Here is a 23171-nt window from a genome sequence, read left to right on the forward strand (position 1 = left end):
GCCGATACGCGCTACGCCCCGACGCGCGGATTAGAGGCGACTGCTTTGCGAGACGAATCCGATGATGTACTAGTTTGCATGGGCTGCGCCGCCCGACGTTTCGCAGATCGACGGAAGCCGCCTATTTCCCTGCCCGGTAAAATTTTGCCTTGGCGGGCAAGCGATTGGCAGAGCAGAAGGTCCATGCGTCCCCGAAGCCTACAAGCTCGAACGATTGCGGCCCGGTGATCCTGTAATCCTGCGTGGCGGGCATCGGCCGTCCATCGATGTCGGGGCAGCTCTCGGTTTGCCGAAAGGCGTTTGCGCTCGTCATCTTCAGGCTGGTGAACTTGCAGCTGCTCCCACGCTGGACGATCCGGTCCTCGGCCAGATAGATAGCGATGTCGGCGAAGGGCTTTTCGCAGGTCGACATGCGCGCATCGACATAATAGCCGACCGGCAGCGGCAGAATGCGCGACTGGCCCGGACCCGCCGGTCCCTCCGCATTGGCCGCAGCGCCGCGCGGACATTGTTTCTCGAGCGATCGGATCGCCGCCGTCGATCCGGCAAGCGAAAGCGCCGTCAATTCGGTCCATTCATCGCCGCCGTCATAGCTTGCATATAGGGAAAGGTCGCTGTCGGCGCCCATCAGCAGGCCACGCGCCACGGGATCGAGCGCGCCGCTGAAATCGGGCTTTCCGGCTTCGGGGTTCAGGCTTTGCGTCGCCTCGCTGCCTTCGCCGGCGCTTCGAAAGCCGATCAGCAGGGGCTTGCCCGGCGGGGGCAGGCGCAGCCCCTTGGCCGGCGCGATCGTCATCGCCATGCCGCCGCCCGGTTGGCAACGAAGCCCCACCGCGGTGAATTCGGGATGTCCCGTTACCGCGGCGACGGTGCCGGCACCGCTTCCCGCGACTTGCCAGCGCGCGCTGTGAAGGGCGGGCGGCGGCCCGGCGTCTTCGCCGGTTGACGCCGACAGGTCGGCATCGGTGCCGCGGCGCCGTTCGACCACCGCCCATTTGCGTCCATCCCACCGGAGGACTTCCAGGCACATATCCGCCCCGACGCTTCCGCACACCGTCCCGTGAACCGAAAGGCCCAGCCCGGTGCGCCCCTTTCCGTCGAGCTTCACCGCCTGCCAGTCGCGGACATTATCGTTGAAGATTTCGCGATAGCTGTTGCGGTCAGACCCGAAGATGGCAATCATGCACCCGGCAGTGCCGCAATAGGCCGAATAGCCCGCGTTGGAGCATCGCGCGCTGCTGTAATCCACGACCCAGTCGGGCTTGCCGTCGCCCGTCACCTCGGTCTCGACCGCGAAATGCGCGCGATCGGGAATGAATTTGCCGCCATCGGCCCGGCATTCCTGTTTCAGGCTGTCATAGAGGGCCTGCACCTCGCGCGGCCAGACCTTTGGCGGCGCCGCCGGTTGCGACTGGACCAGCGCGAGCAGCGGCAGCAGCATCGATGATGCCGTCATCAACGGGCGGATCATGGGCGCCCCTCCGCCGTCATAACGCACCGATGGCCTGAATGTGCCCGCATGATCGCTCCCTCTCTACCGATCCGGCCCGTCCGCCGGGTTTCGCCAGAGAGCTAGCGAGCGCGATGCCGCAAAGTCTTCACGCCATTCTAAAGATTATCTCAAGCCCGGACCGCCTGCGCTCCCGCCTTACCCGCGCAATTGCGCGCGCAGCCGTTGCAACCGCTGTTTGAGTTCAGGATCTTCCGAGGCCTTTGCCGCAGCCTCCGCCGTATCGAGCAGCGCGGCGGCCTTGGCACGGTCGCCCAGCCCCAGCATCGTCTCGGCCCGTGCCGCGGCCAACGTCGCGGCGAAATCGGCCCGCCCGGTCAATTCGGCAACCTTGGTCGCATCGACAAGCGAAAAGCTGCGGTTCGCTTCGGCGAACCGGTGGTTCGCAAGCTCGCACTCGCCCAGATAGAATTGAATCGTATGGGTCAGGCCGTAATCGGCGCCGAACGCCTGGCGGGCCTTTGCCGCCGCATCCGCCAGGATGGGTAAGGCATCGCGGCGTCGGCTCGTCTGGCAGAGCGCCGACGCATAATCATTCTGGCCGACAAGCGCCTGATGCGACAGCGATCCGGCCTGCGTGGCCGCCCCCTCCCAAACGCGCTTCGCTTCCACCGCAGCCTCGTCATAGCGTCCGAGGGCGGCAAGGCTTTCAAACCGCGTCGAATGCATCGCCAGCGTGAAGCGATGATCGGGACCGAAGCGCCGTTCGAGCGCGGTGAGCAGTGGGCCGCTTTCGCGCAGCGCGCGCTCATGTTCGCCGAGCATCGACAGCGCCGTCACCCAATGCTGCCGCGTCACAAGCGTATCCGGATTATCCGCCCCCCGTATCCGGGTCGAGTCGGCGACGATGGCCCGCGCCACAGGTTCTGCTTCTTTCACCTTGCCTTCGCGCAGCATCACCAGCGCGAGCGAAGACCGCGCCTTCAGCAACTGCGTCGGCGAAACGCGCGACCCCGGCGCCGAACCGATCGCCACCGCGCGGCGGATTGCACGTTCGGCCCGCTCGATGTCGGCGGTGTAGGCATAAGCCCCCTCCGACTGCGCCAGCGCGAAGCCGATACGCCCGCTTTTCGCCCGGTCGCCGAGCGCCTTTTGCTCTTTGGCGATGGCGGCGCCCGCCGCCTCCAACCGCCCCGGCTGGCCCGACGTCGCCTCCATGTGGATGCTGCCCAGCCGGCCCAGGACGGCATCCTCGCTGTCGGCTTCCCCGGCCTTGCCGAACAGCGTGGCGGCGCGCGCATATTCGGCGCGGGCGGTGTCGAAATCGCTGCGCTGATAAAAGGCGCGCGCGACCGCGAGATGGAGCCGCGCGGCGGTGCCCGGCGAGCGGGCATAACGCGCGTCGATATTCGCGCTCGCGCGCTTCATCGCCTCGATGACCGTTTCGTCGGTGCTCGACTTCGCCGGATCGGGGCTGGACAGCACATCTTCGGCGATGAAGGCATAGCTGGTCTCGGCCTGATCGCGTGCTTCCAGTGCCGCACCGCGCTGATGCCAGGCATAGGCAGCCAGCGCGCTCGACGCGATAAAGCCGCCCGCGAGGCTCGCGATGGCGGCGCGGATCCACGGACGGCGCGCGGCCTGTTTTTCCTCGGCCCGTCGCGCTTCTTCGGCGGCGGCCGCCCGCCGCGCCGCCGCCGATGCGTCGGCTCGCCGACGGTCGATCGTCTCGAGCCGGTCGGCGAGATCGGCGGCGCTGGCCAAGCGGAGCGCCGGATCGCCCTCGGCCGCGGCCAAAATGTCCGAGCGCAGGACGGGATCGGCGATGCGGCCTTCCCAACCGGGCGCCAGTGAAGCCGAAAAATCGCCGGCCACGAGCTGATAGAGGATCATCCCCAGCGCATAGATATCGCTTTTCGCCGTCGGCATCGCATCGCCGGTCAGCTCGGGCGCGCGATAGGCAAGCGTTCCCGACCGCGGTTCGTCGCGCGCCAGATCGGGGTCGAGCGACCCCGGATCGGTAATCTGAAAGCTGGCGAGCACACTATCGTCGAGAAGGCGGCCGCTGCCGAAATCGGCCAACCGGATCGTTGCGCCGCCGTCCTCGGTCGCGATCAGGATATTCGCGGGCTTCAAATCCTTATGGAGGACGCCCAGATCGTGCATCCGCGCAACCGCGCGCGCGATCATCGCCGCGACCGCAATACGCGTCTCGACCGCAATCTCCGCCAGCCCGCCCCGCTCGGCCGCCCACGCCGTCAGGTCGCGGCCGCCATAGCTATATTCGAGGAAGAAGGGCGACGCGTCGAAATTCCATTCGAGCAGCGCGGGAAGCGGGGCCGATTTGCCGAGTCCGGCAAAGAGCAGGCGGGTCAGCGCCGCTTCGCGTTTCAGGCTGCGCAGCCGGTCGGGCGCGTCGGCGAATTTGAAGACGCGCGTCTCGCCGGTCTTGTCATGGCGCGCCAGCCAGACGTCTTCGGCGCCGCTGTCGCCGAGCGCTTCGACCAGCCGCCATTGCCGGCGGCCGGGGACCGCGTCGCCGGCCGCAAAAGCAAAGCGCGGCGCCAGCGGGGACTCGACGCTTTCGATCGCAACCGTCGCGGCGAGCTTGTATCCTACCCGCGGCACCGTCTCGACAATCTGCTCGTGCGTTTCGCCGAGCGCTTTGCGCAATTTCGATATGGCCGTGGTCAGCGACCCCTCGACCACGGTGACGCCCGGCCACACAGCATCGAAGATTTCATCCTTCGTCACGACCTCGCCCGCGCGCAGAAGCAGCTCGTGCAGCACTTCGAGCGGCTTGCCCTCAAGCGTTACGGCACGGCCATCGACGCGCAGCGTCCAGCTGGCTTCGTCGAACTCCGCCCCCGCGAACTTCCAGAGCCTGCGCCTCCGTCGGGAAGAGCTTGATTGCGTCATGGCGACCCCCTGTCCGGCCGACTTTAGAAATTCTTTAGAGCGGCTTCAAGACTTTGAGGATGCACCGGAATAGCCGTTCCATCACGCGAGGCATCCTTCGCAGGTGCTTCCGCTTTTCAAGCGTCCGGCGCGTGGTCCCACGGGATCGTCCGCCGACCTTTTTCGGGGGCGGTATATGAAGGGAAAGATACTCGGGTTCGATGAGGCGACCGGCAAGGGCGCGATATCGGCGGACGATGGCACGCGCCACAAATTCGATCGCGCCGATTGGCGCGGCGGCGACAAGCCACCGACGCCCGGGCTCGTCGTCGACTTCGAAAGCGAAAACGGTGGCGCGCGCGAAATCTATCCCGTCGGCGGTTCCGCGATGGCCGCGCTGGGCACGATCGGGGCCGACCTGGGCGCACTGACCGAGTCCGAACAAGGCGCGCGGATCGCCGCGTTAATGACCCGCTCGCTTGCGGTTCCGCTGGCGCTTCTCGTTCTCCTTGCCTGTTTCCTCTCCGCGCTCACCTCACCGGTCCAGAGCGCGACGCTGATCGGCCTTGGCAATGCGATGGACGATCTGGGCCGCGTTGCCGCGGCGCAGGAAATGCTCGGCGGCGGCAAATCGGGCTTCGACACCGTCCAGACGCTGCTCATCCTGCGCTTCGCCGCGCCGATCGCCGCGCTGTGGCTGATCTGGGCCGCATGGTCGGGCAAGTCCGAACGGCTGCCCATGCTGGTCACCGGCGCCGCATCGATCGTCGCGGCCCTGATGGTCGTCATGCTTCGTTCGGCGATCCTCTCGATGGTCCCCGATTTCGTCCGCGACCGGATGGCCGACGGGATCAGCCTCGGCATCGGCACATGGCTGCTGCTGCTCGCCGGCGCGGCCCTGATTGCTGCCGGACTCGGAAAATTGCGCAACCCGCTCGCAAAGGACTGACACGATGCCCCATGCCACGAAATTTCTGGTTGCCGCCGCCACTTTGTCGCTCGCTGGCTGCGGCGGCGGCGATCCCAAGCCGTCTGAAACGCGTGACCTGGCCGCGGGCGAAGGCCCTTCGGGTGCGATGACCTATTATGGCAAGAAGATCGAGGTCGATTGCGGTGGCACCATGATACCCCCGCGTCCCGAAGGAAGCGCGGTCGACGATCTGCGCGGACTCCGGCTCGGCATCCCGCTCGATACCGCAGTCCGCTTCGCCCAATGCCCGGACGGCAAGGAGGCGGACAGCATCCTCCTCGAAGGTGACGGTCCGCAACTGTCGCGCGATCAGGCCGGCCTCAAGATCCGCAGCTTCGTGCGCGTCGCCACGGGCCAGCACAAGGCGCGGTGGAGCTCGACCGACGTGCTGAACTATGACCCGCGCAACCGGCTGGAACAGGTCGATGCCGAATGGAGCCTCTATGCCGACGGTATGCCGGGGCAGGAGAAGCTCTATGCATTGTGGCTGACCCAGCCCTTCCAAAAGGGCGGCGAGCCGACGATCGCTTCGCAGCAGGCGGCGCTTGAACAGAAATATGGCAAACCGTCGCTCACTGGCGATCGCGGCGAGATGTTCTGGTTACGCGGCCCCGATGGCAAGCCGCTGCCCGAATTCGACCGCGAAAAGCTGCGCGAATGCAGCGCCGGCATATCGATCTACGGGACGCAGATGAACTGGCGCCCCGACTGCGGCCTGACCATCGTCGCGATGGTCGAGCCGGCCTATGGCAATCCGCAACTGGCGCAGGCCGTGCGCGTCGCGATGATCGATGCCGCCGCCTATTACGATTATGAGGTCAACCGCTTCCCGCAAGAGCGCGATGCCTATCGCGCGTCGCAAGCCGCCGATGCCGGCGCCAACCAAGGAGGCAAATTCTGATGCGCAGGATATTTCTGACATCGACCGCAGCGCTTTGCGTCGCGCTTACCGCAAGCGGATGTGGCGACAAGCAGGCCGCGGGCGGCACGGATGCAGGCACCGCGACTTCGGCTTCCAGCCAGCCGGTGACCGCTGCTGCCCAGCCCGCCCAACCTGCCGCCGCACCGCCGGCAAAATGCGACAGCTACACCGACGACCTCACCGATCGCGACTGGGCGATCATCTATTATGCGATGATCGGCCTTGCCCCACCGCGCGAAAAATGGGCGGACGAGGCATTGTCCGGCCTCGACCGGGGCCTCGGCGCCGAGGAAGCATGGAAGCGCGCGAACGCGCAGGTCGATACGCAGTGGAATGCGATCAAGGACGTCCGCTGCGTCACCCTGCGCACCCGCGCCGATCCGAAAGACTATGACCCCGGCCTCGGCGGCATCCCGCTAGGTGCCTTCGCGCCCGACGCCTTCTATCCCTTCCGCGACGGCGCGATGCAGATCGCGCTCAAGTTCCGCAACGCGGACAAGGCGCGCGTATGGAAAATGTCCGCCGACAAGGCTGCGGCGCTCAAGGCCGACAGCTGGCTCGGCAATCTCGGCCTCGTCATCCGGGCCCGCCTCGTCGCTTCGCGACCCAGCGGCAACGGCGGCACGATCGAGGCCGAGGTTGTCGGGTTCGATCTGGAGCCTTCCGAATATAGCCGGATCGCTCGCGAAACCGTGACGGTGCAGCCATGAGCCGCGGCCTTTGCATCGCCTTCGGCACGCTGCTGCTTATGGTTGCGGAACCGGCATCGGCGCAGCAATCGGGCGTTGCGGCGACGCTCGAAAGCGGCGGCCAGACGAGCGGCTGTGTCGAATGGAGTCACCAGACGATCGCCAAGCCGGGGCACAAGAGCCCCGACCAGAAACTCGTCTACTTCCGGTTCGTCAACAAATGCGGACGCGAAGTCAGCGTCGTGCTGGTCAGCCAGACCGATGGTTATGCGGGGCGCGTCAGCGATCACGGCAGTATCACGCTGGCGCCGGGGCAGTCCTATGGCGACGCAAAGACGATCCGTAACTATCTGTTTTTCGATCCGCCGAGCGATCATTTCCTCAACTTCTGGGTGTTCCAGTCGGACGGCCGCTACAACGCCGCTCTCATGCCGAACATGAGCCGCTGCATCCCCGGCTTCCAGCCCGTGCGCAACAGCAAGCGCCAATATCCCGCCTGCCCTCCCCATTTCCGCTATTCGCAGGGATGATCCTAATGCGCCCTCTTGCCGTCCTGACCCTCGCCGGCCTTTGCGCCATGCCGACCGCGGCCGCGCCGGCGACCGCGCAAACTGCATCGCCCGCCGCGACGCAGCGCGCCGACATCGAAACGCTGCAGCGCCTGTATAATGAACGCTTTGTCGCGACACCCTTTGCGGGATTATATCAGATCGATCGCCCCATCCCCTATTCGCCGCGCGAAACCGCGCCGATACTGGTGACGCGCGATGGCGAATACAGCTTCAACAACGGCAAGCTCGGCGCGCAGCACGGCGACACGGGGGCGCCGCTTTCGGGGTCCGAATGGGGCGCACTGGTGCTGCGCTGGCGCGACCAGATCCGCTATTCGGATCTGATCCAGCAGGGCGGAAACGGCCCGCTCCGCATGCTGCTGCTATCCGCCTATGACTGTCCCTTTTCGAAGAAGCTGGAGGCCGCCCTTGCCGCCGCCGGGACGCGCTATGCCATCATACCCAGCACGATCGGAACCGCGAACAAACCCTTCCTGCCCGACATCTGGTGCAGCCCCGATCGTGCCGCGACGTGGCGGCGCGCCATCAGCACCGGCGCCCTCCCGCCGCGGGCATCGCGAAGCTGTCGCTACGACCGTCGCTATTTCGAGACGTTGAGCGGCATGTTCGGGGGATCCAAGCCGACGGCGCTGTTCGCCGACGGCACGATCGTCGCGTCGCCCAACCCCGCCTTCGTGAAGCAAAAGCTGGCAACGCTGTCCCGCCAGGGCATCGCCTTTTAGGGTCGGGGCCCAGCGCAGACGAGGCGGCAGGAGGGCGCGCTTCGGACCGCCCCCTCCCGCCCGTGCCAAGCTAGAATTCGCCGGCGATACCGACGCGCGCCGCCGTATTGCGGCTCCCCGCATAGGACACGCCTGCCGTGAAGGCGAAGGGGTTGTCGGTACCGAACCGGTGCGCGATCGACGCGCCCACCGCCTGTTCGCCGCGGAAGGTGGCGAGGTTGAAGGTGTAGCTTGTCTTGCCCGGTTCCGACGGCATCGGCGCGGGGACAAGCGCAACCGCGGCGGCCGTTCCGCGCTGTGCGTCGCGGCGGTCGCGATCGGTGATCGCATAAAGATCGCTGATCTGCGCACTGTGCGTCGCGGCCAGCGACTGGAGCGCGGGAAGCGCGGTTCCGGCCATGCTTTCCAGCGACATCAGCCGATTGTCCTGCACATTGTTCACCGTCTGAATCGCCGCAATCTGGCTGTCCTGCACCATATTCTGCGACACGGCGGCATCGGCGGTGGTCTGTGCCGCCGCAGCGGCGGTCGCGACCGTCTGGACCTGACCGACATTTGCCGCATCGGTCGCCGCGGTGCCCGCGGCGACGTTCACGATACGCCGCTGAAAGCCCGCCGAGCCGACCGACACGGTGTTGGCTTCATCGGCGACCGAACTGGAGCCGATCGCAACCGAGTCTGCACCCGAGGCTTTCGCGTTCACGCCCAGTGCCGTCGCACCGAGGGCGGTGGTCTGACTGTTCACGCCCAAGGCGACCGAATAGCCGCCATTGGCGAAAGCCCCGGACCCCGTCGCCGTGTCACCCTCCTTGATTGCGCGCGCGCCATAGCCCGTGGCAGTCGAGAAATCGCCCCCGGCAGCCGCGCCCTGGCCGAAGGCGGCGCTTGCAAGGCCGCTGGCAAGGCTGTCGCGACCGACCGTCGTCGCATTTTGCCCGCCTGCCGCGGCGTTGGCACCGATCGCCACCGATGCCGGCGACGCGATCGTGTCACGACCGATGGCGATGCTGCCATCGGACAGCGCATTCGCATTGTTGCCGATGGCGATGGCCGACAAGCCAAAGGCGTTGGAGGCGTTGCCCAAGGCGACAGCGCCGTCGCCGATCGCCTGATTGTCGGCGCCGATCGCCACGGCGCCGGTCCCGGTCGCGACATTCGGATCGCCGATCGCGACGGCGCCGTTGCCGGTGGCAGTCTGTCCCTGTCCCAGCGCGACGGCGCCATTGCCGCTTGCGGTGCTGCCGTCGCTTTGCAGGCTGCTATCGCCGCTGGTGCCGCTGCGCACCGCAGAGTTGGCGATCGCGGTCAGCGCCGCGGCACCCATTGCGGTGTTCAATTGCCCCACATTGACGGCGTCGGACACCAGCGTCCCTGCCGCGACATTGGTGATCTGGCGCTGGAGGCCGGCGTTGCCGACCGATACGGTCGCGCCGCGGTCCGCGACCGATCCCCAGCCCAGCGCAACTGATTGGTCCGCGGTCGCGCTGCTGCCCGTGCCGATGGCGGTCGAGCGCGTTTCTTCGGCAGCGGCGATGAAGCCGACCGCCATCGCTTCGTTGGCCGTCGCCTTGGCCCCGCTTCCATAAGCGGTGGCGCCCGGCGCCGAAGCTTCGGCACCCAGCCCGCACTCGATCGTATTTTCGGGGTCGTCGGGCGTGCCGAGAATGCCGTCGGCCCCTGCGTTCTGAACGCACGGGACGGTCGCCTGTGCATAGGCGTTCGGCGCAGCGCCGACAGCAGCAAGGATCGCAAGGGGCGCGGTCGCGCCAATGAGGGTGATCATGCGTTTCATATCGATCTTTCCTTATGGATCGGCGCAATACCGATCGGTTTCCGGGCGACCCCTCGCGACGACCTTTGGTGGCGCCTTGTTTGCGGTCACCTCGTCGACGCCGCCGAACGCGGCGCCGCGGGTGCAGCATTTGGAAAGACGGGAAGGGTCGCCCGATCCGGACAGGCTTCGCCTCCGAAAAAGCGGAAATTATCTCGCCGACCGCAAATAAATCAGGCATCTAGGGTGCGTGCCACATGGCGCGTCATGCGGGGAGATGGGCGATCAACGAGGAACCGGGTCGTGCGGGCAGCATCGACGGCGACGCCGACGCGCTCATCGCCACGCTGTATGACGAACTCAAGATCATCGCGCGCCGCGAACATTATCGCGCGGGCGGCGGACAGACACTGCAAACGACGGCGCTGGTTTCGGAAGCCTATCTGAAACTGAGCAAACGCAACGACTGGGAAAGCGAACGCCACTTCCTCGGCTGCGCGGCGACCGCCATCCGCCACATCCTGATCGACGCCGCGCGCGCCCGCATGACGGCGAAGCGTGGCGCGGGCGACTATGCCTTTACCGAAAGCCTCGATTCGCTCGCCGCGGCGGCGCCCGAGGACGAGGATGTCGTGCGGCTGGGTGAGGCGTTGCAACGGCTGGCGCGCCTCGACCCCAATCTCGCGCAACTGATCGACTGCCGCTTCTTCGCCGGGATGACCGAAGAGGAGACCGCAAAGGTCCTGGGCGTCAGCGACCGGACGGTGCGCCGCTGGTGGCTCCAGGCGCGGGCCTGGGTGCACAAGGAAATGGACGCGGGCTAGGCTGCCAGACGCCGGCGCAATGCCGCGAAGGATTTGAGGTAGGATTCGCCCGGCGCACCGAGCGTCCGGAATATCTGTTCCGATGCGTCGGCCTCGCGCCGCGCCTCGGCGATCCGTCCCTGTTTCAGACGGATGATCGCCCGCGTCCGCGCCGCAATGCCCTGCGGCAGGCCGACCGGCCCCATGGCGGCGATCCGCGGCGCGGCTTCGCCAATCAGCGCTTCGGCCCGTTCGGTGTCGCCCGCCTCGGCCAGAGCTTCGGCAAGCCCCAGCGTGATGACGAGCGTCGGCACCGCATCGGGGCCAAGATTATCGATCGCCATCGGCCGCGCTTCGCCAAGAACATCGCGCGCTGCGGCAAATTTCCCCAGCGCCAGTTCGGCGCGCCCCAGTTGTAGCAGATCGACCGCCAACGCCGCCGATTTGCCGAACACCGCGCGGCGCCGGTCCGCGACGCCGCGGAACAGGCGCTCGGCCTCGGCCAGCCGGTCGAGCTTCATCAGCCGCACACCCTTCAATTGTTCGATCGCCAGCCCCTGTGTACTGCCCTGTTGCCCCGTCCGCGCCAGCGCCGCGTCGGCGGCGGCAAAGACCGCGGGCATCGCATCGAGCCGGTTCGCCTCGACCATATAGACAAGCAGGTTGTTGTAGCGGGTCAGCAGTTCGCGATGATCCTCGGCATAGACGCGGTCGGCGTCGGGCAGGCTCGATTGCAGCAGCCGGATGGCGGTGTCGTAATCGCCCTTGCGCCGGGCGAGCTGCGCCCGGCCGCTCATGCTTTCGAGCCGTTCCTTGCGGAAACGCGCCGGGTCGGCAGCAAAGACGGCATCGGCCGAATCGAGCAACGGCGCCATGTCGTCGGTCCGCCCCATTGCCGCGGCGGTCGAGGCGAGGCGAAGCTTGATCTCTGCGGTCGCAACCGGATCGCCCGCGCCGATCCCGCGCGCAAGCGCCTGACTGAGCAGCGCGTCGGCGCCCGCCGCGTCCTCCAGATTGACGTAAAGATCGGCGAGCGTCGTAATCAGCGTTGCCGATTTGGCGCTCCTGTCGACCGATGCGACGAGTTGCGCCGCCGTCTGATCGAGCATCTGCTTGACCGTCGCCTCTTCGCCGACCGCGCTGCTGGCGGTGTCGCGGAACATGACGGTCAGCATGCGGTTGATCGATTCCGATCGCCGCGCTTCCGCCAAGGCGACGTCGCGCTCGATCGCCGTCTGGCGCGCCTGCCACGCCGCCGCACCGCCGCCCGCCACGATGGCGAGGAGCGCGGCGGCTGCCGCTGCCGTCGCGACGCGGTGCCGGCGCAGGTAGCGCCCGATCGTATAGCCTGCCGAACCCGAGCGCGCGGCAACGGGGCGCAGGGCCATATGACTGCGGACATCGTCGACCAGATCCCCGACGCCGCGATAGCGATCCTGCGGCGCGCGGCGCATCGCCTTGAGCACGATCGCGTCAAGATCGCCCGCGACCTCGCGCCGCCCAAAGGTATAGCCCGGCGGCACGAGCGCGCTGGGCAGGGGCGGGTCGTCGTTCAGGATACGCCGGATCACCGACGGCAGCGCCGATCCCGGCTCGCGCCACGGGCTGCGACCGGTAAGCAGTTCGAACAACAAGACGCCCAGCGCATAGACGTCGGTGGCAACGGTCGGGGCGGCATTGCCGAGTTGTTCGGGCGCCGCATAATCGGGGGTCATCAGCGCGATCGTGGTTAGTGCCTCGCCCTCGCCTTCGACCTCCACAAAGCGCGCGATGCCGAAATCGAGCAGCCGCACACGGCCGTCGCCATCGACCAATATGTTCGACGGCTTGAGGTCGCGGTGGACGATCAGGTGGCCGTGCGCATAGGCCACCGCTTCGCAGACATCGCAGAACAGGCGCAATCGCGTCGCAAGATCGGCGTCATGGGTCCGGCACCACGCGTCGATCGGCTCGCCGGTCACATATTCCATCGCCATATAGGGCCGCCCGTCGGGGGTGACCCCGCCGTCGATCAGCCGCGCAATCCCCGGATGCTCGAGCCCGGCGAGCAGGCGGCGTTCGCGGTCGAACAACTCGCTGTGCGCAACCGATTCGGGACGTAGCAGCTTGATCGCCACCTGCTGGTCGAACATCCTGTCGCTGCGATGCGCGGCGTAGACCTCGCCCATCCCGCCGCGCCCGATCAGGCGGTCGATGGTGAAACCGCCGATGACGGCGCCTTCGGCAAGCGAGCTGTACGCGCGGCGCGGGGCGGTTTCGAACGACGACGGCGCCGCACCGTCCAATATCCCCGAATGGCGCGACGCGGCGAGCAACGACCGAAGCTGGCCGGCGATGAAGTCATCCTCCGCCGCCAGCCGACCGTCCTGCGCCGCCGGGTCGAGATCGATCAGTTCGGCGAACAGGGCCTGGATATGGCTCCATTCGGACCGGCTCGGCTGCCGCACCATATCGCCCCTCCCCTGGCGCATCATCGCGCCTCGGTGCGAACCAGCACCGCCGCGCGGTGGTCGTCAAGCACCAAGTTTGCGTGCGAGCGCCACGGCCTGTTCCCTGGACGCTTCGCTGGCCGGTACCGTGATGATCGCGAATTTATCCTCGCCGATGAAGACATTGAGCGATTTGGTCATCCCAGCCCAAAAGGCCGCCTTGCCGAGCCCGTCGATCGTCTCGACATGACCGCCGAAACCCTTGAGCGTCTGCTCCAGGCCATTGCGGGTCAGGTTGATCGATCCTTCGCTATTGTCGCCGATGGGCGACCAGCGCAGCATCAGGGTGGCCGAACCGCCATCGGCAAGCTGATAGCTGCATTCGGAGGTGACCGCGGTCGCGCCGTCGCTTTGGCTGACATTGCCGAGCCGGGTTTCGGTGACCGCCTGTCCAAGGATCGCCGACATCGCCGCCTTGTCGACTACGGCGCAGGCGTCGGCAGCATTCCAGTCGCGCGGCGGGGCCGTCCCGCTCTTCGCCGCGGCCGACGAAGCCATACCCGCACCACCGCCCTTGTCCGCCGCTTCGCCGCCACATCCTGCAAGCGTCAGCGACGCCGCGACGGCAGCCAGCATGATCGTTCTGCTCATCCCCAAATCCTTTCGTTCGCAAATGATGTCAGCGGCACGCGCCGGGGCGGTTCGCCCGCCGGTCCGCGCTCATATAGGTCGCATAGCCAAGGCGGTCCGACTCGGTGAGGCCGCGCGCAAAGCCGATCAGCTTGCCACCGTCGGGGGTCAGCCCGAAATAACCGCGCAGCCGCCGCGGCGCGCCGTCGGGGCCTGTCTCCACCATGTCGAGCGTCAACACCCGGCCGTCGATCCGGCCCGTGACGCGCCCCGCCTGATATTCGTAACAGCCGGTTACCGTATCGCCGTTCTGCGTCAGGTTGAGCGTGCCCCAGCCGCTCCATCCTTCATAGCGTCCGGTGACATCGGGCAGCGCCGCGGTGGCGGTGAGCTGGCGACCATAGCCGTGAAAGCCGGTGAAGCCGGTATAATCGTCCCCATAATTGCTCGCGATCGTCAGCCGCACCCAGCGGCCGACGGGGCGATGTTCGGGGTCGAAGCCGAAGCTCTGGCCATCCTTCTTCATCTTCAGATCAGCGGCCAGAATCGGCACGAAGCCGCTGCGCGCCGATGTGTCGGACAGTTCGACGCGGATCGCGCGCGGCGACTTTTCGTCGCGATTGAGGAAGGCGGTGTCAAAGGCGATGCGCGACAATTCGGTTCGCTCCGCCAGTTCGAGTACGAACACGGCCGGACGCCCCGCCTCGCCCGTCCAGTCGGTCGTCGCCGATCCATCGATCAGGTTGAGCGGGCTGCTGTCCATCGCCGTAAATTCGGCGTCGTCCGGAACCTGCACCAGCCGCGCCCCTTGCGAAAAGGCGAACAGGTCAGTCGCTGGACCTGTTTGCGCGGCAACGGGCGCGGCGAGCGCAATCGCGACAATTATTGTTCCAAGATATTTCATTTCTTCTGCTTCCTTTTCTTTGCGGTTTCGACGACCGCGCGCAGCAGCGGCGAAACGCCGCCGGCGACGGGCGCCTCGATGCCCACGGCGCCGGTCAGCGGGTCGACCCGGTCGCCGATCCGGCGCAGGCCTTCCTCCGCATCGACCGCTTCCGCGTCGCGTTTCTCACCCAGCAAATCGCCCCCCGCCGCAGCCGCGCCCAGATCGCCGAAGCGCCGCCGCGCCGCCGCCTGACCCACCGGGTCGCTGCCTGCCGACCAGCCTTCTTCTTCGGGGCGATCGGGGGCGCCCGCCTTGGCCGCGCCATCCGAATTGCCTTCAGGTGGCGCGTCGCGATTGCTCCGATCCGATCCGCCATTCTCGTTGGCATTGCTGTCGTTGCGGGCCGAGCGATCTTCGCCATCGGCTCCCGACTTGTCCTTCTGGCTGTTCGGGGCGTCGCGTCCGGAGTTGTTTGCCGGCGCCTCATTCCGGTTTCGATCGACCGACCTGTCCGATCCCGATCCCGCCGAGTTTCCGCGCGCAGGCAGGTTTCTTGCCGATCCGCCGGCGCTGTCGCGGCCGCCGCCTGCATTTCCGTTTTCGGCGGGACCACCGTTCGAGCGCCGGTTGCCGTTGCCATTGGCATTGTCGGACCGACCGCCGCTAGCGCCGCCGAACGAGTTGAGCGCGCCCTCGATCCCGGTGCTGCCCGAATTGCTACCGCCCTGCGCCGAGTTGCCACCGCTGCCGCCGTTGCTGTTGCCGCCCAGCCCCGCCACCGAATTGAGCAAACCGGCACTGGCCCCCAAATTGCCGTCGCCGGCAGAATTGAGGCCAACGCTGCCGGTGGGCCCGCCATTGCCATTATCGGGCATGACGACCGCACGATCATAGCCACGCTCGACATCGGCGGCCGACGCCGCGCCGGTGCCGCCAAGACGGGATTGGGGGGCGCCCGCGGCCCCGCTGCGCTGTCCGCCGGCGCCCCGCAAAGCCCGACCCGACCCGTTGCCCAAGGCCGCAGCGTCCCGGTCGCTGTCGCCTGCGTCCAAGTCCGCGGAAAACTCTGGCGTCTGCCCGATCCCCGCGCGCGCAGCACGATTGGAGCCTTGCAATATCGTAGTCGGCTGTGCCGCGACGGTGGGGACGCCACTTGCCCGGCGCGGCGCCGCCACCGGCCCGTTCGGAGAGCTCGCCTGCGCCGATTCATCTTCTGGTGGCTCGCTCGCTGCGGCGAATTGTGCGCGGCATTCGGGCGCCGAACCAAGCGCGGCAACCAATGCCAATGCGGTCCAATAACCCGGCCTTACCCAGTTCTGCATCGTCTTCCTCCCATCCCGTCCTCTTGTCGGACCGGCGGCACAAGGCATGCGCAGCGATCCGACAATCCGTTAGACGAGACGGCGATGCAAAAGCGGACACAGGCTGGCGAGATCGATGCCCGGCCCGCGCGCCCTTCCGCTGCCACGGGACGTTTCATCATCGGAAGCCCACGGGTTAGGCCCTTGCCGACGCGGCGATAAGGCGTAGGATTTGTCCGGTGGGTCAGGCTTGTCGACCTGCGGGGAGGATAGAATGACGACAGACAGCGGCATGGCCGCAATTCGCCGTGGCGCGCGAGCATGGGCGGGCTCGTGACGGCCGCGATCGGACCGCTTCTGCGCCTGTTCGACCCGGCCACGCTGTCGGGCGCACTGATCCTCGGCGTGATTTTCCTCTTTGCAGGGCTGATCGGCTCGGGGCTGGTGCGCCGCCTGCTCCGGGATGCGCTGGTTCACGACAAGTCCGAGCGTATCGACGAGATCACGCTGCAATTCCTCAGCCGGCTCGCAATCCTCGCGATATGGCTGATCCTCGCGACGCTTTTTGCGCATATCATCCCCGCCCTCAATCGCCTGAGTTCGGCGCTGCTCGCGGGTGTCGGGCTGATGTCGGTGATTATCGGCTTCGCCGCGCAACAGACGCTGGGCAATCTCGTCGCCGGGGTCAGCCTTGTCCTCTACAAGCCGTTCCGGCGCGGCGACCGGTTGCAAGTCGCGGCACCGACGAAGGATGAGTGCGACATCGGGACGGTCGAAGATATCTCGCTCGGCTTCACTCTGCTGAAGACCGACGACGGCCGCGAAATCATCATCGCCAACAGCACCATGGCGCAGCAGACGATGATCAAGCTGCCGCCGCGTCCCGCAACCGATGCGGCGACGCGCAGACACCAGCCTTAGGGCACGACATCGGGTGCCCCGAAAAGCGCCGCGTCCGCAATTGGCGAACCTTTCGACCGGTGCAGCGCCTCATCGGGATCGCCGCGCGACCTCGCCGACAATGGCGCTTGCTACGCCCACGCCCCGCTATACGATCCCGCGGATTGCCCGAGGCAGGAGCCGACGATGAGTTTGCAGTCCGCGGCGCTGCTGGCGCTGGCCATGATCCTGCTGTTGTTCGTCATTGCGGCGCTCGTCGAGACGCGCGGTGCGGCGCTCGCGCGGCGTCCCGCCCTGCGCCACCGTGCCTATACGCTGGCGCTCGGCGTCTATTGCACGAGTTGGACCTTCTATGGTGCGGTCGGCAGCGCGGTTCGCGACGGGTGGAGCTATTTGCCCATCTATGCGGCGCCGATGCTGCTGCTGCTCGCCGCGCCGCGCTTTCTGCGTCGTCTGTCGGAGGCGGTCCACGAGGAGCAAGCAACGACCGTATCGGACTTCATCGCTGCGCGCTTCGGCCACGATGTCGTCGTCGCGCGGCTGGTGACGGTGATCGCGCTGCTCGGCACCATTCCCTATATCGCGTTGCAGCTTCGCTCGATCGGCGCCGCGCTCAGCATCGTGTCGGGCGCCAATGTCGCGGCGCAGGCGATGCTGGTTGCGGCACCGCTGCTGGCGCTGTTCGCGATCCTGTTCGGCGCGCGGCGGTTCGAACTCGCGTGCCGCAGCGAAGGGCTGCTCTACGCGATCGGCCTTGAATCGGCGATCAAGCTGCTTGCGCTCGTTGCGGTCGCGGGCGTGGCGGTGGCCGTACTCGCCGCCACCCCGCCGCAACGCGTGATCGAGGGCTTTTCGGCGCTGCAATCGCGATTCGAGCCGCAAGGGCTGACGCTCAATGTCGCGATCATCTTCCTGATCGCGATGCCCGCCATCCTGTCCTTGCCGCGGCAATTCTACATGGGACTGGTCGAAGCGCGCCAGCCCGACGATCTCGTGCGCGCGCGCTTCGGCCTTGCCGCCTATCTCGGTACGATGGCGATCGTCGTCCTGCCGATCGCACTTGCGGGGTTGACCGTGCTCGGCCCGGCGATCGCCCCTGACGTCTATGTGCTCGAACTGCCCGCGGCCGAGGGCTTCGGCTTCGTCCTCGCTGCGGCGCTGCTCGGCGGGGTCAGCGCGGCGGCGTCGATGGCGATCGTCGATTCGACCGCGCTGGCGACGATGGTATCGAACGACCTCGTCTTCCCGACCCCGATGCGCGGGCCGGCGACGACCGAATCGGGGGCGATCGGGCGGCGGATGCTGACGATCCGGCGGCTGTCGATCCTCGCGATCCTGACAATGGGGCTCGTTTGGGCGCTGCTCGTTTCGGCGCAGGATTCGCTCGCCTCCATCGGCCTCATCGCCTTTGCCGCCATGGCGCAGTTCACCCCGCATCTCATCCTCGCGGCAACCGGCAAGGGGCGCGATTCACTCGCGGCACGCGCCAGCCTTTCGGTGGGCTTGGCGCTCTGGCTCTACACGCTCGCGCTGCCGCCGGTCGTCCCGACCGCGTGGCTCGACGCGCTGGCGGGAACCGCCATCGATCCGCTGCGCCTGCTCGGGATCGGCGGCGCCGCGCCGCTCTCGCACGGCGTCATCTGGAGCGTCGGCGCCAATCTGATCGTCTATGCCGCGATTGCCGCGCGCAAAGTGCAGACGCCGCCGCTGCCGCGCTTCGTCCGCGCGCAGCGACCGATCACCAACCTCGCCGATCTTGCGCAGCTCACCGGAAGCTTCGTCGGTGAGGAACAGGCGGGCAAGGCCTTTCCGGGCGCCGACCGCAGCCATCCGGTGGACCGGCAGGCGGCACGGCGCGCCCGCGAACTGATCGCGCAGGTCGTGGGTGCCTCTTCGGCACGCGCGCTCGTCGCCTCGGCGCTCGCGGGCGGCCAGCTCAGCTTCCACGAAGTCACGCGGCTGCTCGACGAAGGGGGGCAGAGCCTGCGCTTTTCGCGCCGGCTGCTCGCCGCGACCTTCGAAAATGTCGGCGCCGGAATCAGCGTCGTCGATGCCGACCTCAACCTCGTCGCGTGGAACAGCCGCTATCTTGAACTGTTCAACTATCCTCCCGGCCTCGTTCGCGTCGGCGTACCCGTCGCCGATCTCATCCGGCACAACGCCGAACAGGGCGATTTCGGACCGGGCGATGTCGCGCATCATGTCGAAAAGCGGCTCGAACATCTGCGCCGCGGGCAGGAGCACAGCGTCGAACGGCACCGCAACGACGGCCGCGTCATCAAGATCGTCGGCGGATCGATGCCCGGCGGCGGCTATGTCATGTCCTTCACCGACATCAGCGAAGAAGCCCGGATGCGCGAGGAATTGCGCCGCACGCTAGAGGAGCTCGAACAGCGGGTCACCGATCGCACGCGCGAGCTCAGCGATGCCAACCGCCGCCTCGCGCGGACCGATCAGGACAAGACGCGCTTTCTCGCCGCGGCGAGCCATGATCTTCTGCAGCCGCTCCATGCCGCGCGGCTGTTTACCGCCGCGCTCGGGCGCGATGCGAGCGCGGCGCAGCACGACCTGATCGGCCGCGTCGAAAGCGCGCTGGTGGCGGCGGAAGACCTGCTGCGCTCGCTGCTCGATATCAGCCGGCTCGACGCGGGCGGGGTGACGCCCGAACCCGCCGCCATCGCGCTTGCGCCGTTTCTGGGCGATCTTGCCGAAACCTTCCGTCCGATGGCGGAAGCCAAGGGCCTCCGACTGCGCATCGGCGCGATGCCGGGTACCGTCGAAAGCGATGCCGGGCTGCTCCGGTCGGTGATGCAGAATTTTATCGGCAATGCGGTGCGCTACACCGCACGCGGCGGCGTCCTTGTCGGGGTGCGGCGGCGCGGCGACGATTGGCGGATCGACGTCATCGACACGGGCGTCGGTATCGCCGAGGCGCAGATCGAAGACATATTTTCCGAATTCGTGCGGCTCGGCGAGGTCGAGGTCGAAGGCCTGGGGCTCGGCCTTGCCCTCGTGCGCCGCATCGTGCGGCTGCTCGGCGGGCGGATCGAGGTGCGATCGGCGCCCGGACGCGGCAGCCGTTTCAGCCTCTATCTGCCGGCCGCCGAGACCGGAGAAGTGCCGACCGCGTCCCCGAAGATTGCGGCGACGGAAGACCGGGCGCCGCAGTCGCTGCGTATTCTGGCGATCGACAATGACGAGCGCATCGTCGAGGCGAGCCTCGCCCTGCTCGCGCGCATGGGGCATGATGCGGTCGGCGCGCGCGGGCCCGGCGATGCTCTCGCAGCCCCGGGACGTTTCGATGCAGCACTCGTCGATTATCAGCTGGATGACGGCGCCAACGGGCTCGACCTGATCGCGCAGTTGCGGATGCAGCACCCCGGTCTGCCAGCGCTTCTGGTGACGGCGGAGAATGGCGCCGCCATGCGCGCCCGCGCGGCCGAACTGGGGGTGACGATCCTTGCCAAACCCGTCGCGGCGGGCGCGATCGAGGACTTTCTGACGGCGCTGTCAGTGCGCGAGATCGAGCCCGAGTGACCGCGCGACGAGTGCCGCCTGGGTGCGGTTGCGAACGTCGAGCTTGCGCATGATTGCAGTCATATGCGCCTTCACCGTCGCCTCGCTGATTCCCAGATTATGCGCGATCTGTTTGTTGAGCTGGCCGTCGAGTACGGCGAGCAAAACCTTGAGCTGGGTCGGCGTCAGGCTGGCGATGGTTTCGCGGATTTCTTGGGTCGCCGGGTCCGGCGCTGGAGAACGCGGCGCCGGCCGGCGGCCGATCGCTGCCGCAACCGCCGCCTCGATCGCGCCAAGGTCGCTGCCCTTGTGCAAAAATCCGATCGCGCCGAACGCCCGCGCCTCATCGGCGGCCGCAGCGCCTTCGGCGCTCGATACGACGAGGATCGGCACGTCGGGACATTCTGCGTGAAGCAGCGCAATCCCCGAATAGCCGGTGGCGCCGGGCATTTTGAGATCGAGCAAGATCAGCCGGAGATCGGGCGCGGCGGTGGCCGCGGCGACCGCCGTGGCGAGCGTTCCGGCCTCCACAATCGACGCCTCGGGCAATATTTTCTCGACCGCCAGGCGCAGCGCCTGGCGGAAAAGCGGATGGTCGTCCGCGACGAGGACGGTGCCTGTCACGCCTCCGCCAGCAAAGGCCGGTGCGCGAGCAGATGATCGACCACCGCCGGGTCGGCGAGGGTCGATGTGTCGCCCAGATTGCTCACGTCATTCTCCCCGATCTTGCGCAGGATACGCCGCATGATCTTGCCAGACCGCGTCTTCGGCAGCGATGGCGCGAACTGGATGACGTCGGGCGTTGCGATCGGACCGATTTCGTGGCGCACCCATTGGACCAGCTCCTTGCGCAGCGCCTCGTCGGGTTCGACCTCGGCGTTCGTGGTGACGAAAGCATAGATGCCCTGCCCCTTGATGTCATGTGGCATGCCGACGACCGCTGCTTCGGCGACCTTGGGGTGCGCGACGAGCGCGCTTTCGATCTCGGCAGTGCCCATACGGTGGCCCGACACGTTGATGACATCGTCGATACGGCCGGTGATCCAGTAATAGCCGTCGGCATCGCGGCGGCAGCCGTCGCCGGTGAAATAGCGGCCCTTGAAGGTCGTGAAATAGGTCTGGAAAAAGCGTGCATGGTCGCCCCAGACGGTGCGCATCTGCCCCGGCCAACTGTCGGTGATGACAAGGCAGCCGTCACCGGCCCCTTCGATAACGACGCCGTCATTGTCGACCAGCGCCGGCTGAACGCCAAAAAAGGGCCGTGTCGCCGAACCGGGCTTGAGCGCGGTGGCGCCGGGGAGCGGGCTGATCATCACGCCGCCGGTTTCGGTTTGCCACCAGGTATCGACGATCGGACAGCGTCCTTCGCCGACGACCTTGTGATACCATTCCCAAGCCTCGGGATTGATCGGCTCGCCGACGCTGCCGAGCAGGCGCAGCGTCTTGCGGCTGGTCTTCGTCACCCAATCGTCGCCTTCGCGCATCAGCGCGCGCAGCGCGGTCGGTGCGCCATAGAAGATTTCGACCCCGAACTTGTCGACGATTTGCCAGAAACGCGACGGATCGGGGAAATTGGGCACCCCTTCGAACATCACCGTCGTGGCGCCGTTCATCAACGGACCATAGACGACATAGCTATGCCCGGTGACCCAGCCGATGTCGGCGGCGCACCAATATATCTGCCCCGGCCGGTAATCGAAGACATAGCGGTGCGTGACCGCCGCCCACACCGCATAGCCGCCGGTGGTGTGCAGCACGCCCTTGGGCTTTCCCGTCGATCCCGAGGTGTAGAGGATGAACAGCGGATCTTCGGCGTTCATTTCCTCGGCCGGACAATCGTCGCTCTGCGCGGCGACCGCCATGTGCCAGTCGATGTCGCGGCCCTCCACCATCGAAACATCGGCGCCGGTACGCCGCAACATGACAACGCGCTCGACGCCAGGGCAATGGGCCAGCGCTTCGTCGACATTGGCCTTGAGCGGCACATGCTTGCCGCCGCGCAACCCTTCGTCGGCGGTCAGCACGATGCGGCTGTCGCAGTCGGTGATGCGCCCGGCGAGCGCATCGGGCGAAAAGCCGGCGAAGACGATCGAATGGATCGCGCCGATCCGCGTGCAGGCGAGCATTGCCACCGCAGCCTCGGGCACCATCGGCAGATAGATGGTCACGCGTTCGCCGCGCTGCACCCCCTGCGCTTTGAGCAAATTAGCGAAGCGGCAGACGTCGGCGTGCAGCTCGCGATAGCTGATCGCGCGGTGCGCATCGGCCGGATCGTCGGGTTCCCACAGGATCGCGATCGCGTCGCCGCGCTCGGCGAGATGGCGATCGAGCGCATTGGCCGAAAGATTGAGCGTCCCGTCGGAGAACCAGGCGATGCCGAAATCGCTTTCGTCAAAGCTCGTCTCCTTGACGCGGGTAAAGGGGCGCATCCAGTCGATGCACTTCGCCTGATCGCGCCAGAAGGCATCGGGCTGCTCGACCGATTGCCGATACATCGCATGATAGCTGGCGTCATTGACCAGCGCATCGGCCGCCCAGGCGGACGGCACCGGATAAATCGTCTCTCCCATCGCTTGCTCCTTTTGGTCCGCGTGGACTTTTGCCGGTCTGCCTAGCGCAAACATCGCTCGCCGCGCTGTTAGACAAAGGTCGTAGGTCTACGACCATCGTCCGGGTGGCGCCGCGATGGCGTGCGCCGCACTCTGCCCCGAT

At 66.9% G+C, this 23171-nt stretch carries 18 protein-coding genes; 9 read left to right on the forward strand and 9 right to left on the reverse strand.

Annotation, left to right across the window (positions count from 1 at the left end; all coding sequences use genetic code 11):
* Positions 1 to 121: 121 nt before the first annotated feature.
* Both EBMC1_RS01620 and EBMC1_RS17695 read right to left on the reverse strand, forming a co-directional pair.
* Positions 122 to 1471 carry a hypothetical protein gene (locus EBMC1_RS01620; RefSeq protein ID WP_003039589.1) on the reverse strand — a complete coding sequence of 450 codons (1350 nt, stop codon included), beginning with the start codon at positions 1469 to 1471 and terminating at the stop codon, positions 122 to 124.
* Between the two features lie 177 nt (positions 1472 to 1648).
* Positions 1649 to 4369 (reverse strand): protein kinase domain-containing protein, encoded by a 2721-nt coding sequence (locus EBMC1_RS17695; protein WP_003039590.1) that lies wholly within the window; start codon positions 4367 to 4369, stop codon positions 1649 to 1651.
* Positions 4370 to 4544: 175 nt separating this feature from the next.
* Between EBMC1_RS17695 and EBMC1_RS17700 the strand changes: the two genes are divergently transcribed.
* The 5 genes from EBMC1_RS17700 to EBMC1_RS01650 are packed head-to-tail and all read left to right on the forward strand — an operon-like array spanning position 4545 to position 8223.
* Positions 4545 to 5297 (forward strand): hypothetical protein, encoded by a 753-nt coding sequence (locus tag EBMC1_RS17700; protein WP_003039592.1) that lies wholly within the window; start codon positions 4545 to 4547, stop codon positions 5295 to 5297.
* Positions 5298 to 5301: 4 nt separating this feature from the next.
* On the forward strand, positions 5302 to 6219 hold the full coding sequence (locus tag EBMC1_RS01635; protein ID WP_003039593.1) for a hypothetical protein: 918 nt from the start codon (positions 5302 to 5304) through the stop codon (positions 6217 to 6219).
* Complete coding sequence (locus tag EBMC1_RS01640) at positions 6219 to 6950, forward strand: hypothetical protein (RefSeq protein ID WP_003039595.1); 732 nt, start codon at positions 6219 to 6221, stop codon at positions 6948 to 6950. Before EBMC1_RS01635 ends, EBMC1_RS01640 begins: the two co-directional genes overlap by 1 nt.
* Positions 6947 to 7459: a hypothetical protein gene (locus tag EBMC1_RS01645; protein WP_003039597.1), complete on the forward strand. Its 513-nt coding sequence runs from the start codon at positions 6947 to 6949 to the stop codon at positions 7457 to 7459. The genes EBMC1_RS01640 and EBMC1_RS01645 overlap by 4 nt, the downstream gene beginning before the upstream one ends.
* Positions 7460 to 7464: 5 nt before the next feature.
* A complete protein-coding gene (locus tag EBMC1_RS01650; protein WP_003039598.1) occupies positions 7465 to 8223 on the forward strand; it encodes a hypothetical protein in 759 nt (252 codons plus the stop codon).
* A 70-nt stretch (positions 8224 to 8293) separates the two neighbouring features.
* On the opposite strand, the gene EBMC1_RS01655 is transcribed toward EBMC1_RS01650, so the two are convergent.
* Entirely contained in the window at positions 8294 to 10006 is a 1713-nt protein-coding gene (locus EBMC1_RS01655; protein ID WP_040589124.1) for a YadA-like family protein, read from the reverse strand.
* Between EBMC1_RS01655 and EBMC1_RS01660 the strand changes: the two genes are divergently transcribed.
* Together EBMC1_RS01660 and EBMC1_RS01665 are read left to right on the forward strand one after the other, a co-directional pair.
* A complete protein-coding gene (locus EBMC1_RS01660) occupies positions 10005 to 10226 on the forward strand; it encodes a hypothetical protein (RefSeq protein WP_003039602.1) in 222 nt (73 codons plus the stop codon). The two genes, EBMC1_RS01655 and EBMC1_RS01660, sit on opposite strands and share 2 nt — an antisense overlap.
* A gap of 25 nt (positions 10227 to 10251) precedes the next feature.
* The gene (locus tag EBMC1_RS01665; RefSeq protein ID WP_003039603.1) at positions 10252 to 10818 is read left to right on the forward strand and encodes an ECF-type sigma factor; all 567 of its coding nucleotides are present in this window, start codon (positions 10252 to 10254) and stop codon (positions 10816 to 10818) included.
* On the opposite strand, the gene EBMC1_RS01670 is transcribed toward EBMC1_RS01665, so the two are convergent.
* From EBMC1_RS01670 to EBMC1_RS01685, 4 genes are all read right to left on the reverse strand, one after another.
* Positions 10815 to 13247, reverse strand: coding sequence for a serine/threonine-protein kinase (locus EBMC1_RS01670; protein WP_003039605.1), 2433 nt, complete (start codon positions 13245 to 13247; stop codon positions 10815 to 10817). The genes EBMC1_RS01665 and EBMC1_RS01670 overlap by 4 nt on opposite strands.
* 63 nt (positions 13248 to 13310) lie before the next feature.
* On the reverse strand, positions 13311 to 13877 hold the full coding sequence (locus EBMC1_RS01675; protein WP_003039607.1) for a hypothetical protein: 567 nt from the start codon (positions 13875 to 13877) through the stop codon (positions 13311 to 13313).
* Positions 13878 to 13905: 28 nt separating this feature from the next.
* On the reverse strand, positions 13906 to 14760 hold the full coding sequence (locus EBMC1_RS01680; RefSeq protein ID WP_003039608.1) for a hypothetical protein: 855 nt from the start codon (positions 14758 to 14760) through the stop codon (positions 13906 to 13908).
* The gene (locus EBMC1_RS01685; protein ID WP_040589126.1) at positions 14757 to 15794 is read right to left on the reverse strand and encodes a hypothetical protein; all 1038 of its coding nucleotides are present in this window, start codon (positions 15792 to 15794) and stop codon (positions 14757 to 14759) included. Before EBMC1_RS01685 ends, EBMC1_RS01680 begins: the two co-directional genes overlap by 4 nt.
* 570 nt (positions 15795 to 16364) lie before the next feature.
* Here EBMC1_RS01685 and EBMC1_RS01690 point away from each other — a divergent pair.
* Positions 16365 to 16964: a mechanosensitive ion channel domain-containing protein gene (locus EBMC1_RS01690; RefSeq protein ID WP_003039612.1), complete on the forward strand. Its 600-nt coding sequence runs from the start codon at positions 16365 to 16367 to the stop codon at positions 16962 to 16964.
* 165 nt (positions 16965 to 17129) lie between these two features.
* On the forward strand, positions 17130 to 20480 hold the full coding sequence (locus EBMC1_RS01695) for a hybrid sensor histidine kinase/response regulator (protein WP_003039614.1): 3351 nt from the start codon (positions 17130 to 17132) through the stop codon (positions 20478 to 20480).
* On the opposite strand, the gene EBMC1_RS01700 is transcribed toward EBMC1_RS01695, so the two are convergent.
* Complete coding sequence (locus tag EBMC1_RS01700; protein WP_003039617.1) at positions 20454 to 21083, reverse strand: response regulator transcription factor; 630 nt, start codon at positions 21081 to 21083, stop codon at positions 20454 to 20456. The two genes, EBMC1_RS01695 and EBMC1_RS01700, sit on opposite strands and share 27 nt — an antisense overlap.
* The gene (acs, locus tag EBMC1_RS01705) at positions 21080 to 23029 is read right to left on the reverse strand and encodes an acetate--CoA ligase (RefSeq protein WP_003039619.1); all 1950 of its coding nucleotides are present in this window, start codon (positions 23027 to 23029) and stop codon (positions 21080 to 21082) included. The genes EBMC1_RS01700 and acs overlap by 4 nt, the downstream gene beginning before the upstream one ends.
* Positions 23030 to 23171 lie beyond the last annotated feature (142 nt).

This window comes from Sphingopyxis sp. MC1 (genome assembly GCF_000371385.1).
Lineage (GTDB): Bacteria > Pseudomonadota > Alphaproteobacteria > Sphingomonadales > Sphingomonadaceae > Sphingopyxis > Sphingopyxis terrae.